17 protein-coding genes and 1 pseudogene are annotated in these 14,549 nt (G+C 74.1%); 13 read left to right on the top strand and 5 right to left on the bottom strand.

Annotation, left to right across the window (positions count from 1 at the left end):
- Positions 1–317, top strand: a pseudogene (locus tag ACW0Q9_RS09100) (hypothetical protein); the annotation flags it as partial.
- Positions 318–370: 53 nt separating this feature from the next.
- On the opposite strand, the gene ACW0Q9_RS09095 reads toward ACW0Q9_RS09100, so the two are convergent.
- Positions 371–961: a hypothetical protein gene (locus ACW0Q9_RS09095; protein WP_456179630.1), complete on the bottom strand. Its 591-nt coding sequence runs from the start codon at positions 959–961 to the stop codon at positions 371–373.
- Between the two features lie 109 nt (positions 962–1,070).
- On the opposite strand from ACW0Q9_RS09095, the gene ACW0Q9_RS09090 reads away from it, so the two are divergent.
- Positions 1,071–2,240, top strand: a complete 1,170-nt coding sequence (locus ACW0Q9_RS09090; protein WP_456179629.1) for an aminoglycoside phosphotransferase family protein — start codon at positions 1,071–1,073, stop codon at positions 2,238–2,240.
- 1 nt (position 2,241) lies between these two features.
- Here ACW0Q9_RS09090 and ACW0Q9_RS09085 read toward each other — a convergent pair whose 3' ends face one another.
- Together ACW0Q9_RS09085 and sigJ are read right to left on the bottom strand one after the other, a co-directional pair.
- Positions 2,242–3,102, bottom strand: coding sequence for an AraC family transcriptional regulator (locus ACW0Q9_RS09085; RefSeq protein WP_456179633.1), 861 nt, complete (start codon positions 3,100–3,102; stop codon positions 2,242–2,244).
- A 125-nt stretch (positions 3,103–3,227) separates the two neighbouring features.
- Positions 3,228–4,145 (bottom strand): RNA polymerase sigma factor SigJ, encoded by a 918-nt coding sequence (gene sigJ / locus ACW0Q9_RS09080; RefSeq protein WP_456179628.1) that lies wholly within the window; start codon positions 4,143–4,145, stop codon positions 3,228–3,230.
- Between the two features lie 99 nt (positions 4,146–4,244).
- On the opposite strand from sigJ, the gene ACW0Q9_RS09075 reads away from it, so the two are divergent.
- Positions 4,245–4,613 carry a hypothetical protein gene (locus ACW0Q9_RS09075; protein WP_456179627.1) on the top strand — a complete coding sequence of 123 codons (369 nt, stop codon included), beginning with the start codon at positions 4,245–4,247 and terminating at the stop codon, positions 4,611–4,613.
- A 44-nt stretch (positions 4,614–4,657) separates the two neighbouring features.
- Positions 4,658–5,020: a membrane protein insertion efficiency factor YidD gene (yidD, locus tag ACW0Q9_RS09070; RefSeq protein ID WP_456179632.1), complete on the top strand. Its 363-nt coding sequence runs from the start codon at positions 4,658–4,660 to the stop codon at positions 5,018–5,020.
- Positions 5,021–5,024: 4 nt separating this feature from the next.
- On the opposite strand, the gene ACW0Q9_RS09065 is transcribed toward yidD, so the two are convergent.
- The gene (locus ACW0Q9_RS09065; RefSeq protein WP_456179626.1) at positions 5,025–5,759 is read right to left on the bottom strand and encodes a YqjF family protein; all 735 of its coding nucleotides are present in this window, start codon (positions 5,757–5,759) and stop codon (positions 5,025–5,027) included.
- Positions 5,760–5,908: 149 nt separating this feature from the next.
- Here ACW0Q9_RS09065 and ACW0Q9_RS09060 point away from each other — a divergent pair, with 149 nt between their 5' ends.
- The gene (locus ACW0Q9_RS09060) at positions 5,909–6,658 is read left to right on the top strand and encodes a hypothetical protein (protein ID WP_456179625.1); all 750 of its coding nucleotides are present in this window, start codon (positions 5,909–5,911) and stop codon (positions 6,656–6,658) included.
- Positions 6,648–7,337: a Fic family protein gene (locus ACW0Q9_RS09055; protein ID WP_456179624.1), complete on the top strand. Its 690-nt coding sequence runs from the start codon at positions 6,648–6,650 to the stop codon at positions 7,335–7,337. Before ACW0Q9_RS09060 ends, ACW0Q9_RS09055 begins: the two co-directional genes overlap by 11 nt.
- On the opposite strand, the gene ACW0Q9_RS09050 is transcribed toward ACW0Q9_RS09055, so the two are convergent.
- Positions 7,268–7,615: a VOC family protein gene (locus tag ACW0Q9_RS09050; RefSeq protein ID WP_456179631.1), complete on the bottom strand. Its 348-nt coding sequence runs from the start codon at positions 7,613–7,615 to the stop codon at positions 7,268–7,270. The two genes, ACW0Q9_RS09055 and ACW0Q9_RS09050, sit on opposite strands and share 70 nt — an antisense overlap.
- A gap of 149 nt (positions 7,616–7,764) precedes the next feature.
- Between ACW0Q9_RS09050 and ACW0Q9_RS09045 the strand changes: the two genes are divergently transcribed.
- The 7 genes from ACW0Q9_RS09045 (at position 7,765) to ACW0Q9_RS09015 (ending at position 14,492) form a co-directional block, all read left to right on the top strand.
- Positions 7,765–9,012, top strand: a complete 1,248-nt coding sequence (locus ACW0Q9_RS09045; protein ID WP_456179623.1) for an RNA polymerase sigma factor — start codon at positions 7,765–7,767, stop codon at positions 9,010–9,012.
- A gap of 78 nt (positions 9,013–9,090) precedes the next feature.
- Positions 9,091–9,741: a DUF998 domain-containing protein gene (locus ACW0Q9_RS09040; RefSeq protein WP_456179622.1), complete on the top strand. Its 651-nt coding sequence runs from the start codon at positions 9,091–9,093 to the stop codon at positions 9,739–9,741.
- 1 nt (position 9,742) lies between these two features.
- The gene (locus tag ACW0Q9_RS09035) at positions 9,743–10,114 is read left to right on the top strand and encodes a YciI family protein (RefSeq protein ID WP_456179621.1); all 372 of its coding nucleotides are present in this window, start codon (positions 9,743–9,745) and stop codon (positions 10,112–10,114) included.
- A 57-nt stretch (positions 10,115–10,171) separates the two neighbouring features.
- Entirely contained in the window at positions 10,172–10,999 is an 828-nt protein-coding gene (locus tag ACW0Q9_RS09030; RefSeq protein WP_456179620.1) for a PPOX class F420-dependent oxidoreductase, read from the top strand.
- A 51-nt stretch (positions 11,000–11,050) separates the two neighbouring features.
- Positions 11,051–11,575: a PadR family transcriptional regulator gene (locus tag ACW0Q9_RS09025; RefSeq protein ID WP_456179619.1), complete on the top strand. Its 525-nt coding sequence runs from the start codon at positions 11,051–11,053 to the stop codon at positions 11,573–11,575.
- Positions 11,572–12,243 (top strand): ABC transporter ATP-binding protein, encoded by a 672-nt coding sequence (locus tag ACW0Q9_RS09020; protein WP_456179618.1) that lies wholly within the window; start codon positions 11,572–11,574, stop codon positions 12,241–12,243. Before ACW0Q9_RS09025 ends, ACW0Q9_RS09020 begins: the two co-directional genes overlap by 4 nt.
- Complete coding sequence (locus ACW0Q9_RS09015; RefSeq protein WP_456179617.1) at positions 12,240–14,492, top strand: FtsX-like permease family protein; 2,253 nt, start codon at positions 12,240–12,242, stop codon at positions 14,490–14,492. Before ACW0Q9_RS09020 ends, ACW0Q9_RS09015 begins: the two co-directional genes overlap by 4 nt.
- Positions 14,493–14,549: the final 57 nt, after the last annotated feature.

Here is a 14,549-nt window from a genome sequence, read left to right as displayed (position 1 = left end):
CCGGGGTCAAGCCCAGCCCCAGGCCACAGCGCACCCGGCCCGCGCCGGCCACCGCGCCGTTCCGGACCACCTCGCCGCGTCCGGCCGCCGAACGGCGCTGCGGCGCGCCCGCCAACCCCTACGGGTACGACTTCTGCGGCGGTTCACGGATCCGCAGACCGGCCGCGGACGTCTGCGACGTCCTGGACTGCGTGCCCGGCTTCTGGTCCGGCCGCGGCTGGCTGGTGCAGTGCCGCGACGGCACGGTCAGCCTGACCGGCGGCCAGCGCGACTCCTGCGACGGCAACCAGGGCTACCGCCGCACCTTCTGGACCTGACCGCCCAGCCGGTCAGACCGACCCCGGGCCGGTCCGCCTGACCGTTCCAGCCGTCAGGCCGACCGCGGGGCCGGTCCGCCGGCGCGCGGCGTCGGGCGCAGCGGGAGCAGGCCGGCGAGGACCAGGGCCGCGCCGACCGGCAGCAGGTCCAGGTTCACCGCGATCGCCACGAAGCCGACCAGCACCAGCACCGGCGCCCACACCGGCAGCAGCCGGGCCGCGGCGGCCCGGTACAGCAGCACCAGCAGCCCCAGCTCGAACAGCGCCGGCCCGCCGACCAGCACCGCCTCCGGCGTCTCCACCGCGTCGGCGAAGCGCGGGAACAGGTCGCCGAGGATCACCCAGACGAAGGCGGCCGCGCCGACCAGGCCGGCCAGCGCGGCCAGGTCGTCCACCGCCCGCAGCCGGGTCGAGCGGGTACGCAGCACGCCGTGCAGGCCGACGATCAGCGCGGCGAACCCGAGGATGCCGAACAGGAACAGGGTGTGCCCGGTGTCCCACGCCCAGGCGCCCTTGTCGCTGTGCCCGTCGAGACGGTCGATGAGGCGGAGCAGGCCGTAGCCGAGGAGCAGCAGCGACGCGGTCACGGCCACCGGCCGCAACCAGGGGTACGCGGGACGCGTCCGGATATCGGTGAGGGTCATCGCCTCAGCCTGGTCGCCGGGCGGCCCGGGAACATCCGGGCTGACCCCCCACCGGCCCCCCGACTTAACCGTTCGCGCCCCTCAGGGACGCCCGGCTACCGTCCGGCAGGTGTCCCGCACCGTGACCCTGGTCCTGCTCGACGCGGCCGGCCGGCCGCTCGGCGCCCTGCCCCCGTACGACGTGCCGGAGCCGTGGTGGCAGCAGGTCGGCTCGATCGTCGACGGGGCCCGCCGCCGGTACGGCGTCGACGTCTCCGTGCTGCGGCTGCTCGCCGGTGACCGTGCCGAGCCGGTCGGCGGCCACGTCACCTACCTCGGCCAGGTCACCGAGCCACCCGCAATACCCCTGACCCCGGCCCCGGTCGACCTGGCGCCGCACCCGCTGCGCGCCGCGTACGCCGAACCCGGCGGCCCGGCCCGCAGCGTCGCCTGGGCCACCGGTGAGCTGCGCCGCCTCGGCCGGCCGGTGAGCGCCGTGGCGCAGCACCGCACCTGGAACCTGTCCGCGATCTGGCGGCTCGACGGCCCGACCGGCAGCGCCTGGCTCAAGCAGGTGCCGCCGTTCTTCCGGCACGAGGCGGCCGTGCTGCGCTGGCTCGGCACCGCGGCGCCCACGGCCGCCCCCACCCTGCTCGCCGCCGACGACACCGGCCGGATGCTGCTCGACCACGTGCCCGGCGAGGACCGCTACGGCGCCGACGAGGCGGAGCGGGCCGCCGTCGCCGCCGAGCACCACACCGTGCAGCTCCGCGCCGCCGGGGAGGCGGCCGGGCTGGTCGCGACCGGCGTACCCGATCTGCGCGGGCCGGCGCTGGCCGGCTGGATCCGCGACCGGCTGGCCCCGCACGACCGGACCGTGGCCGCCGACCTGCTCGCCGGCCTCGACGACCGGCTCGACCAGGTCCGCGACTGCGGCCTGCCCGACACCCTCGTGCACGGCGACCTGCATCCGGGCAACGTGCGCGGCGACGGCGCCCGGCGGGTCGTCATCGACTGGGGCGACGCGTTCGTCGGCCACCCCGCGTTCGACATCCTGCGCCTCACCGAGACGCTCGACCCTGCCGTGGCAGCCCGGCTGCTCGACGCCTGGGCCGCCCGCTGGCGGGCCGACGTGCCGGGCAGCGACCCGGAGCGGGCCGTGAAGCTGCTCGCCCCCGTCGCCCACCTGCGGATGGCCGCCGTGTACGCGATGTTCCTCGCCGGCATCGAGCCGACCGAACACGCCTACCACGTCGGCGACGTCCCGGCCTGCCTCGACCGGGCCGCCGCGTCCGCCTGACTCAGGCGCGCCGCACCGGGATCCACAGCTCGGCGTCCGCGGTCCTGCCGTCCGCCGACACCCGCACCTTGGAGATCTCCGGGCCCGGGCGGCTCTCGTAGGGGTTGGACGGGAACCACTGGGTGAACACGTCCCGCCACAGGTACTGCACCGCCTGCGGGAACTCGCCCGACACCGTGAACACCGCCCACGAGCCGGCCGCCACCGGCAGCCGGTCGAGGTCCGCCGGCACGTCCGCGCCGGTCACCACCGCGTGCCAGTAGTCCAGCTCGGTGCCCTCGGCCCGGGAGCCGGCCAGGTCGTCGCTGACGTTGACGACGCCGCCCGGCTCCTGGTCGGAGAGCGCCTCGATCCGGCGTACCGTCTCCGGGTCCAGACCCTTGATGAACGCCACGATGTGCGGGTTCATCCCCTCGTGGACCAGCGGCACCCGGGCCTTCACCCCGGCGAGCTGGAAGGCGTCCTTGGTCACGATCCGGTAGTCCATGCTGGTGCTCCCTTCGACGACGAGCCGGAAGGACATCCGGGGCTGCGACCGCAGCACCGCGCCGGTGCGCCGGGCCTCGGCCGGGCCGACCCCGTGCACGGCGCGGAACGCCCGGGCGAACGCCTCGTTCGAGCCGTACCCCCAACGGACCGCCACGTCGAGCAGCGACGCCTCGCCGGCGAGCACCTCGGCCCCGGCCACGGTGAGCCGGCGCCGGCGCACGTACTCCGACAGCGGCATCCCGGCCAGGACCGAGAAGAGCCGCCGGAAGTGGTGCTCCGACGTGCAGGCGATCCGGGCCAGCCCGGCCACGTCGAGCGGTTCGTCGAGGTGGCGTTCGAGATGGTCCATGGCCTGGTTGAGCCGCTCCAGCACCCGGTGCTCCTTCCTGTTGACGCCCTCGACGCTAGGCACCCAGGATCCGCCCCACCCGACCCCACCGAACCCGATCCGATCGGTTGGGCTGTTCCGGCGCGCGCACCTGCAGAGCTGAGGGCCGGCTAGCCCTCCTGCGCCCAGGGCCGCAGCTTCTCGGGGTTGCGGACCGCCCAGATCCGGGTGACGCGCCCGTCGACGACGTCGAACGAGGCCACGGTCACGACGACGCCGGCACGCTGGGCCACCAGGCCCGGCACACCGTTCACCGACCGCACCAGGAGTTCGAGCCCAGGAGCCCTGTCGGCGATGGCAACCATGTACTGGGCGATGCGCACGCTGCCCTCGACCGGGCGCGGGACGGTGCCGACCAGGCCGCCGCCGTCGGCGGTCATCACGGCGGCCGGGTTGAGCAGACCGACGAGAGCGGCGATGTCCTTGGTCTCCCATGCCTCTTTGACGCGCCTCACCACGTCGGCCTGCCCGGTCGCCGTCACCGGAGCGCGCGCGACGGTCACCCGCCGCCGGGCGGAGGACGCCAGCTGCTTGCAGGCCGCAGGGGTCCGCTCCAGAACGTCGGCGATCTCGGCGAACGGGTACCGGAAGACCTCGTGCAGGACGAACGCCACGCGCTCGGCGGGCGTCATCGACTCCAGAACGACGAGGAAGGCCATGGACACCGACTCGTCCAGAACGATCTGGTCGGCGGGGTCGGCGCGGCCGGTGGCGTCGGCGCCACCCGCGTGGTCCCACTCGGTGCGGTCGGGCAGCGGCTCGGGCAGCCACGCGCCGACGTAGCGTTCACGGCGGGCCCGCGCCGAGCCGAGCCGGTCCAGACAGATGCGGCTGGTCACCGTCGACAGCCAGGCGCCGGGGGACCGGATCTCCTCCTGCCGGCTTCGCGGCAGCCCGTACCAGCGTGCGTAGGCATCCTGTACGGCGTCCTCGGCCTCGGTCACCGAACCGAGCAACCGGTAAGCGACATTGATCAGCTGGCGTCGCTCGTCGATCACCTCGTCTGCGCTGGTCGCGACAGTTCCCACGCTTCGGCCGCCCCCTCGCCTTACCTTTCGCAGCCCCGCGTCGTCGGGCTGGTGAGACCCTATCGACCTACCGCCCGAGGGCGGAAAAAGGGGAGTGACATGGCCACCCAGGTGACGGCGAACGCACCACGCGGCTCCTCGTTCCTGCAGATCGCGATCGCCCTGCAGACCCTGACCATCTTCGTTCAGGCGGTCTCCGCCGGACTGCTGCTGACCTCGTCCTACGGAGAGACGCTGCACAGTGTCGGCGCCCGGGTCATGTACGGGGCGTCGATGCTGTACGTACTGGCGGCAGTGCTGGCGTGGAAGCCGGGCGGCGGCTCGCCCCGGCCGGTCTGGTACGCGTCGGGATTCCTCGTACTCGCCTCGGTCCAGGTCGTGCTGGGCATCGCCCACGTCCCGTCGGTCCATCTCCCCCTGGGTGTCCTGATGTTCGGTCTGAGTGTGCTGGCGCTGGCCCGCCGCTGAGGTCCGAACCGTTGGCGCGGGTGTCGCACCATGGCGTCGTGATCATGCGAAAGCGGCGCCACAAGAAGAAGCACCGGGACTGGTGCAACTGCGACCTCCCCGACTGTGGCGGCCCGGGCTGCTGCGACCTCGGCCTCTTCTCGCTGCTGCTGACGCTCGGCTCGGTGACGGCGGGCGTGGTGCGCCGGCCCGCCCTGGACCGCGCCGGCCGTGCCGCCATCCTCGGGTACCGCCGCTGGCTGTCGCACCGCTGGCCCGCCCAGTGCCGCTACAACCCCACCTGCAGTGCGTACGGCCTGGCGGCCGTGGAGAAGTACGGCCTCGCGGTGGGCGGGCGGCTGGCCGCCGACCGGGTCCGCCGCTGCCGGCCCGATGTCCCGCGCGGCACCCACGATCCGCTGCGCTGACACCTCACGGCAGGGGCGCCGGCGCGCCGAACACGACCGGGATGCCGGGCGAGTAGAGCACGCTCACCGGCGGCCCGGCCGGCGGCGGCAACCCGGCGGCGGCGACCAGGTCGTCGTCGAGGTGCAGCAGCTCGGCCCGGTGCAACGGCCACTGCGGGTGCCAGTTCGGCAGGTGCAGGCTGCGCCCGTACGCCCGGGTGTGCAGGCCCCAGCGGGCGGTGAGGAAGTGCTCCAGCGGCGTCGGGTCGGCGATCGGCTCACCGACCCGGACCGCCATCCGGCTCGACGCCCCGGCCGGGCCGGGCCAGCGGCGCCGGCAGCGGTAGGTGAGTAGGTCCCCGTCCCGGTCCAGCCGCATCGCCGACCACTTGTACGGCAGCCGCAGGCTCAGCTGCGCGACCAGCACCGGCACCAGCCGGGAGGCGTCCAGCGAACGGAACACCACCGCCCGCCGCCCGTTGCCGTCGACCGAGTAGAGCCGGACGTTGGTCTCCCAGAAGGTGCCGAAGTACGGCACGCCCGGTCCCCGGCCGAGGCCCAGCCCGACCATCCGGAAGCCGATCAGCCCGACGTAGCTGAGCCCGCCGAGGGTGTCCGGCCGGGTGCCGGCGGGCAGGAGCGGCGCGACCAGCTCCGGCTCGACCGCCCAGTGCAGGAAGGTGAGGTCCTGCCAGCGTTGCCGCAGCCACGCACGCCGGAACCCCCGGACGGGCGCGCAGTCCACCGGCTCGATGTCCACCTGCCCATCGTGCCCTGCGATGCGCTCGGGAGTGGAACGCCAGCAGGCACCGGAGGGAACCGACGTGTCGTCGCCCAAAACGCCTTGAGCACGGGCGATCCGAGTGCTCTGATGGCCTACGGTCCGCTGCCCCGATCCACGGGAGACGAATGACCAGCACCCTCGACCCGGATGAGCACGCCAGGCTGACGGCCGAGTTCGAAGCCCGGAAGCCGATCCTCCCGTGGTCGCTGACCTGGGTCGAGGTCGACCCCGAGCGGCACCCGTTCGACCCGGCCACGGCGCCGGACGTCATCCGCTCCCTCCCCCCGGCCGACGCCGTGCCGGCCCCCGCCGAACGGACGGCGCTGCGCTACGAGGCCGGCGACGAATGGGCCGACGCCATGAGCTTCGCGATCCTGCACCGGTACGGCCGATGGGCCACCGGCTGGCGGTACAACGTCGGCGAGGGCGACATCGGCGGCGGCCCCGTCGGCGCCTGGTGCTGCCCCCGCCACTCGATCACCACGCCGGAGGCGACCCTGACCGTGGTCGCCGACGCGCTGCGGGAATGGCGGGCCTACCTGGAGGACCTCACCGAACGCTTCGGCCGCTTCCTGCCCCTGGTCACCGACCCTGCGCAGCCGGGGGACACCGTGCTGGACGCCTGGGAGCGGGCCGTCGCCAACCTGGTGACCGTCGTGGTGGACCGCACCGGCGCGGAGAGCGGCTGGGAGCACCACTGCCGGCAGGTGCTCGGCTGGTTCCTCACCGCCGCCGGCGTGCCCGCCGCCCGGCACGAGCGGCTGATCGACGCCGCGATCGGCGGCCGCTTCGCCAGCTGGGTCACCCCGTCCAACCTGGTCATCGGCGAGGTCGCCGAACGCCTCGCCGCGGACGTCACCGACGATGCGCGATGACCTGCTGACCTGGCGCCGGGTCCGCGACCAGGTCGACTGGTCGGCCGCCGCCCGGCCGGTCGACGGCCCGGTCACCGGCTGCCGCGACGGCCTCGTGGACTTCGTCCGTGGCCCGGTCACCGCCCGCGACCCGGCCCGGGCCGCCCGGCTCCTGGCCGCCGTGCGCCGGGCCCGCGCCACCACCGACCAACCCGTGTCGTACGCGTTGCTCGCCGACTGGCAGGCCACCGTGCTCGGCGTGCCCGAGGTCGGGTTCCGGCGCGGACCCGCCCATGCCAAGGGCGGTCGGGAGCGGTACGGCCTGACCGCCGACACGCCGGCGGAGTTCGGGCGCTGCCTCGCCCAGGCCACCGACCCGGGGCCGCCCCTCGCCGCCCGGGCCGCCCGCGCCTACCTCGACGTGGCGTTCTTCCACCCGTTCCCCGACGGCAACGGCCGCGCCGCCATGCTGGTCCTTGACACGGTGCTGCGCCGCGACGGCGTGCTGCTGGACCAGGTGGCCCCCGCCCTGCTGGTCGCGCGCCGCGCCGACGACCCGGACGGTGCCGCGGACCTGGCCCGGCTGATCGACGTGTTGATCGCCGCCACCCGCCGCCGAGCCCGGGCGCCTCACTCCGGCCGGTGGCAGACCGCCTCGACGTTGTTGCCGTCCGGGTCCCGAACGAACGCGCCGAAGTAGGTCGGGTGGTATTCCGGCCACACCCGCGGCGCGTGCAGCACCTCCGCGCCGGCCGCCACCGCGGCGTCGTGGAACGCCTGCACGGCGGCCCGGTCCGGGGCCGTGAAGGCGATGTGCGCCTCCAGCGGCGCGCCGGCGCCGGCGGGGGCGGGCACCAGCCAGAAGTCGGGGCTGTCGACGCCGTAGCCGATCGGGCCGGGCTCCATGATCCGCCGGCCGCCCAGCGGGGCGAGCACCGCGTCGTAGAAGGCGGCGCTGGCCGGCAGGTCGCGCACCATGACGGAGAAGTGGTCGAGCACGTCGTCTCCCTGCGATCGTCGATGACCGCGCCAGGCTACGAGCCGGCTGCGACACTTCCCCGCCCCGCGCGGTGCCTGACCCCCCAGATGCTGGCGAAACGCGGGGCCGGCCTGCTGAGATGTTGTCTGTGGGGGAGTCCGACGCGCGGCGCACCGTCGAGGCGGTGTGGCGGATCGAGGCCGGCCGGGTGGTCGCCGCCATCGCGGCGCTGGTTCACGACGTCGGGCAGGCCGAGGAACTCGCCCAGGACGCGCTGGTCGCCGCGCTGGAGCAGTGGCCGCGCGACGGCGTGCCGGCCAACCCGGGGGCGTGGCTCACGACCGTCGGCAAGCGCCGCGCCGTCGACATGCTGCGCCGCAGGCAGACCCAGCAGCGTACGCTCGCCGAGCTCGGCCGGGACCTCGACGAGCAGGTCACCCCCGACTTCGACGCGGCGCTGGACGAGCACATCGAGGACGACCTGCTGCGGCTGATCTTCGTGGCCTGCCACCCGATCCTGTCGCCGATCGCCCGCGCCGCGCTCACCCTGCGACTGATCGGCGGTCTCACCACCGGCGAGATCGCCCGCGCCTTCCTCACCACCGAACCCACCGTCGGGCAGCGCATCACCCGGGCCAAGCAGACCCTGGCCGCCGCCCGGATCCCGTTCGAGGTGCCCGGCCCGGTCGAGCGCGCCGAACGCCTCGACTCGGTGCTGGAGGTTGTCTACCTCATCTTCAACGAGGGCTACTCGGCCACCGCCGGCGACGACTGGATGCGCCCCGCTCTCGCCCAGGAGGCGCTCCGCCTGGCCCGGCTGCTCCAGGGGCTCATGCCCGACGAGCCCGACGTGCACGGCCTCGCCGCGCTGCTGGAGATCCAGGCGTCCCGCACCCGCGCCCGCACCGCCCCCGACGGCACCCCGATCCTCCTCAACGACCAGGACCGCGGCCGCTGGGACCAGCTGCTCATCCGGCGCGGCCTCGCCGCCCTCGACAAGGCCCGCACCGACCACCCCGGCCCGTACACCCTCCAGGCCGAGATCGCGGCCTGTCACGCGCGGGCGCGTACCCCGGAGGAGACCGACTGGGCGCGGATCGCAACCCTCTACGCGGAGCTGGCCCGGCTCGTGCCCTCGCCCGTGGTGGAGCTGAACCGGGCCGTCGCCGTCGCCCAGGCCGACGGGCCCGCCGCCGGCCTGGAGATCGCCCGGGAGCTGGAGTCCGAGCCGGCGCTGGCCGGCTACCACCTGCTGCCCAGCGTGGTCGGTGACCTGCTGGTCAAGCTGGGCCGGCACGCGGAGGCGCGGGCCGAGTTCGAGCGGGCGGCGGCGCTCACCGGCAACGCCCGGGAGCGGGCGCTGCTGCTGGACCGGGCCGCCGCCTGCGGCTCGTAAAAAAATCTTGAAAACTCATGTCGGATCCGGGTCGCCCCGATCGACGCGTCAGCGAGAACCGATGACGAGGAGATCGAGATGACCAGTACGACGCTCACCCAGGCCGGGACGACACGGGGTGTCTCGACCACCACCCTGCTCGCCGCGGGCGCCGCCGCCGGGCCGCTGTTCCTCGGGCTGGGGCTTGCCCAGGCGTTCACCCGGGACGGCTTCGACCTGAGCCGGCAGCCGCTCAGCCTGCTCGCCCTCGGCGAGCACGGCTGGATCCAGATCGCCAACTTCGTCGTCTCGGGGCTGCTGGCCCTCGCCGGGGCGGTCGGCTTCCGGCGGGCGTTGCGCGGCGGACCGGCCGGGACGTGGGGGCCGGCGCTGGTGGCGGTGCTCGGCGTCGGGCTGATCGTCGCCGGGGTGCTCCGCGCCGACCCGAGCATGGGCTGGCCGGCCGGCGCGCCGGAGGGCAACCCCGAGACGATGAGCTGGCACTCCTACGGGCACGGCGTCGGGGCGATGCTCTCCTTCGGCTCGCTCACCGTCGCCTGCCTGGTCTTCGCCCGCCGCTTCGGGCGGGTGGGGGCGCTGTCGTCGGTCCTCGTCGCCCTGGCGACGGTCGTCGTCATGGCCTGGCCCGACCAGGACAGCATCAGCGTCCGGATGGCGCTCGGCTCGGCCCTGGTCTTCGGCTGGCTCACCGCGATTTCCCTGCACACGATCACCGAGAGGAAGCACTGAGATGCGCTACATGCTGATGCACAAGCTGGACGAGGCCGTCCCCGGCAACTTCGAGCCCACCCCGGAGTTCATGAAGACGATGGGCGCCTACATGGAGGAGGTCTCCAGGGCGGGAATCCTGCTGGCCGCCGAGGGGCTCTGCAAGAGCAGCGAGGAGTCGGCGCGGATCACCGCGACCAAGGGGAAGAAGACCGTCACGGACGGGCCGTTCACCGAGACCAAGGAGCTGATCGCCGGGTTCGGGCTGATCGAGGTCCGGTCGAAGGAGGAGGCGGTCGAGTGGGGGAAGCGCTTCGTCGACGTCTTCACCGAGCACGGCATCGACGTCGAGGTGGACGTGCGGCGGGTGAGTGAGGGCCCGCACGAGGGCTGACGGCGATCTCCCGGCGCCCGGCGGTCACACCGCCGGGCGCCGCGCCGTCCCACGAGCATGAGAGCACTGGTACGCGGTACGGCGGCGCTGCTCGGCGCGGCGTCGCTGGTTGTCGGGGTGTGGGCGCTGGCCCGGGCGGACTCGTTCAGCTCGGCGGTGGGGTTCCCGCCGCACGAGCACTTCGTGCACGACGTCGGGGCGTTCCAGCTCGGCATCGGGGCGACCCTGCTGCTGGCGCTCATCTGGGCCGACGCCGTGGCGGTCGCCCTGGCCGGCTACGTCGTCGGCGCTGCGGCACACACCGTGTCGCACGTGGTCGACGCCGACCTGGGCGGCAGCGCGGGCCAGACCTGGCTGGTCCTGCTGGGAGCCGTGCTGGCCCTGGCCGCGCTGGTGGCCCGGCTGCGGCAGCTCGGCTGGGTGGTCGGCTACGTCGATCCGGCCCCCGCGCCCGGGTGGGCGCCGCTGGTGCGGCAGAAGACCGTGGTGCTGACGACGTTCAAGCGGGACGGGACCGCCGTGCCGACGCCCGTGAGCGTGGCCGTGGCGGGGGACCGGGCGTATGTGCGCAGCTTCGAGAAGGCGTGGAAGACCCGGCGGATCCGGAACAACCCGCACGTGACGCTGGCCCCGTCGACGGCCCTGGGCAAGCCGACCGGGGCTGCGGTGGAGGCGGTGGCGCGGCGGTTGAGCGGGGCGGAGTACCGGGCGGCCAGCCGGGCGCTGGCCCGGAAGCAGCCGCTGCTGCACGGGGTGCTGGTGCCGCTGACACACCGGCTGGGACGGGCCCGGACCGGCCGTACCGTCCACTTCGCACTGACCCTGCCGGCGGCCGCCGGTCAGTCGGCCGCGGCGGCCGGCGCCGGCAGCGGGGCCGCGCGCTGACATACGCGCGAGATATATACGCGAGGTATACCCTCGGGTTATAGTCTCGGCATGAGCGTTCCCTTGACCCTCCTTGGCCTGCTCGAACGGGAGCCCAGCCACGGCTACGACCTCAAGCGCGACTACGACACCTTCTTCAGCCGCGGGAAGCCGCTGCCGTTCGGCCAGGTCTACGCGACCCTGAGCCGGCTCGCCCGGGACGGCAAGATCGTGATCGGCGAGGTCGAGCCGGGCGTGGGCCCCGAGCGCAAGCGCTACGTCATCACCGAGCGTGGCGCCACGGAGGTCGAGTCGTGGCTGACCGAGCCGGTCCCGGCCGAGCCCAACCTGCAGACGGTCCTGTTCACCAAGGTGGTGCTGGCGCTCATGCTCGGCCGCCCCGCGGAGGACTACCTCGACCGCCAGCGCGCCGCCCACCTGGTGCGGATGAAGGAACTCACCGACATCAAGCGCTCCGGCACCCTGGTCGACGCCATGCTCGCCGACCACGGCCTGTTCCACCTGGAAGCCGACCTGCACTGGATCGACACCACGGTCGCCCGGCTGGACGCCCTCGCGAAGGCGGTGCGGAAGTGAAGGCCATCGAGGCGCGCGACGTCGCGCTGTCCTTCGGCGAGACCCCGGCGCTGCGCGGCGCCAGCGTCGCGGTGGCGCCCGGCGAGATCGTCGCCATCATGGGCCCGAGCGGCTCCGGCAAGACCACCCTGCTGCACTGCCTGGCCGGGATCCTGGTGCCCGACAGCGGCGAGATCCACTTCGACGGCCGCCGGATCGACACCCTCAGCGAGACCCGGCGCAGCGTCCTGCGCCGCGACGAGTTCGGGTTCGTGTTCCAGTTCGGCCAGCTCGTGCCGGAGCTGACCGCGGAGGAGAACGTCGCGCTGCCGCTGCTGCTCCGCGGCGTCAAGCGGGCCGCCGCGCTCGCCGAGGCGCGGCCCTGGTTCGAGCGGCTCGGCCTGGGCGGCCTGGAGCGGCGCCGCTCCGGTGAACTCTCCGGCGGGCAGGCGCAGCGGGTCGCGCTGGCCCGCGGCCTGGTGGCCCGTCCCGGCGCGCTCTTCGCCGACGAGCCGACCGGGGCGCTCGACTCGCTGACCGGCGAGCAGGTGATGGACCTGCTGGTCTCCTCGGCCCGCGAGGAGGGCACCACGGTCGTGCTCGTCACCCACGAGGCCCGCGTCGCCGCGTACGCCGACCGGCAGGTCATCGTGCGCGACGGCAAGGTGAACGCGCTGGTGTCCGCATGATCCGGTTCGCGGCACGGCTGTCGCTGGCCGGCGGCCGGGAGGCCGCCGTCCGGCTCGTCATCATCGCCACCGCGGTGGCACTCGGCGTGGGCATGCTCCTGACCACGCTCGCCGGCATGAACGCGGTCAACGCGCAGAACCAGCGGTACGCCTGGTTGAACACCGCCGTCGCGCCGGCCGCCGCCGACCCGTCGGTCGACCCGCTGTGGTGGTTGATCCGGGAGGACTACTACCAGGGCGAGTCGATCGGCCGGGTCGAGGTCGCGGCGACCGGCCCGGACGCTCCCGTCCCGCCGGGCATTCCGCGGCTGCCCGGGCCGGGCGAGTACTACGTGTCGCCCGCGCTCGGCGAGCTGCTGAGCATCATCCCGGCCGCGCAGCTCGGCGACCGGTTCCCCGGTCGGCAGGTCGGCACCATCGGGCAGGTGGCGCTGCCGTCCCCCGACTCGCTGCTGATCGTCGTCGGCCGCGCCCCGGCCGACCTGGAGCCCCTGGGGGCGCGCAAGGTCACCCAGATCATGGCCACCTCGCCGAGCGGCTGCGCCAGAGGCTGCTACGTCGGCATCAACCACGACGGCATGGCCCTCGTGCTGTCCATCGTCGCGGTCGCGCTGCTGTTCCCGGTGCTCATCTTCATCGGCACCGCCACCCGGCTGGCCGCGACCCGCCGGGAGCAGCGCTTCGCCGCGATGCGGCTGGTCGGCGCCACGCCACGGCAGATCTCCGTCATCTCCGCCGTGGAATCCGTGCTCGCGGCCGCGGTGGGCACGGTCGTGGGGTTCGGCCTGTTCCTCGCGCTCCGCCCGGGGGTCGCCGCGATCCCGTTCACCGGCGAGCGCTTCTTCGCCGCCGACCTGTCCCTCACCATCGCCGACGTCCTGGCGGTCGCGGTCGGTATCCCGCTCGGCGCAGTCGTGGCCTCCTGGCTGGCGCTGCGCCGGGTGCAGATCTCCCCGCTGGGCGTCGCGCGGCGGGTCACCCCGAAACCGCCGCGCGCCTGGCGGCTGATTCCGCTGGTCGCCGGGCTCGTCGAGCTGGCGTACTTCGTCGGCCGGCGTCCGCCCACGACCAACGGCCAGCTCACCGCGTACCTCTCGGGGTTTCTCCTGATCCTGGCCGGGCTGCTGCTGGCCGGGCCGTGGCTGACCATGGTCGGCGCCCGCCTGCTGGCCGGGCGGGCCGGCCGGCCGGCCACCCTTATCGCCGGGCGACGCCTCGCGGACAATCCCAGGGCGGCCTTCCGGTCGGTCAGCGGCCTGATCGTGGCGCTCTTCGTGACCAGCGTCGCCACCGGCATCATCACCAGCTACGTCGCCAATCGCGGCGAGCCGCGCACCGACTCGGTGGCCGCCACGTCCCTGTCGAAGTGGTTCCCGCCCGAGGAGGGTCCCGCGCCGACCACGGACCAGATCCCGGCCGGGCTCGCGACGATCCCGGGAGTGCGCAGCGTGACCCTGGTCCGCGCCAATCCGGTCGACCAACCACCCCCGATCGAGGTTCGCGGGGCGCCGACGGACTCCACCCCCGACCGGTGGTGGTGGCCGGGTGTCGTCACCTGCGCCGAGCTGGACCGGCTGGCGGTGTTCGGCACCTGCCCCGCCGGCGCGCGGGTCGCGGCCGTGGCCGACGACCTCATCGGCGAGCGCGCGTGGGACCTGACCAACGACAGCTATGTCTGGCCCGCCGCCGACATGGACCCGGCGCAGGTCGACCGGCAACCGATCCGGTCGGTGGTCGTCGACACCACCAGCCGCGCCGCGTTCGAGCAGGCCCGGACCATGCTGATCAACGCGTTCCCCACGGGGGGGTTCCCGAACAGCACCGCCGAGTGGGAGGCGGACTCCGCGCGGCTGCTGCGCCAGTTCCAGCAGCTGGCCAACGTGGTCATGCTGGCCAGCCTGCCGATCGCCGGGTGCAGCCTGGCGGTGAGCGTGGCCGGCGGGCTGAGCGACCGGAAACGGCCGTTCAGCATGCTGCGGCTCACCGGGGTGCAACTGCGTACGCTGCGGCGGGTGGTGGCGCTGGAGACGGTCGTGCCGCTGCTGGCCGTCGCGGTGGTGGCCATCGGGATGGGTTTCCTGGCGGCGCACCTGTTCCTGCGGGCGCAGCTCGGCTACACGCTGCTGGCGCCGGAGCCGTCGTTCTACCTCCTGGTCGCCGGTGGGCTGGCGGTGTCGCTGGGGATCGTCGCCTCGACGCTGCCGCTGCTGCGCCGGATCACCGGCCCGGAGACCGCGCGGAACGAGTGAGCTGTCGGTACTCCGGCAGAGGATCCCGCAACGGGAGTCGCCGCGAGGGTACTTGTG

Source organism: Micromonospora sp. I033, assembly GCF_053890995.1.
Note: the sequence above shows the minus strand (reverse complement) of the source record. Positions and strands in the feature narration are given on the sequence as shown.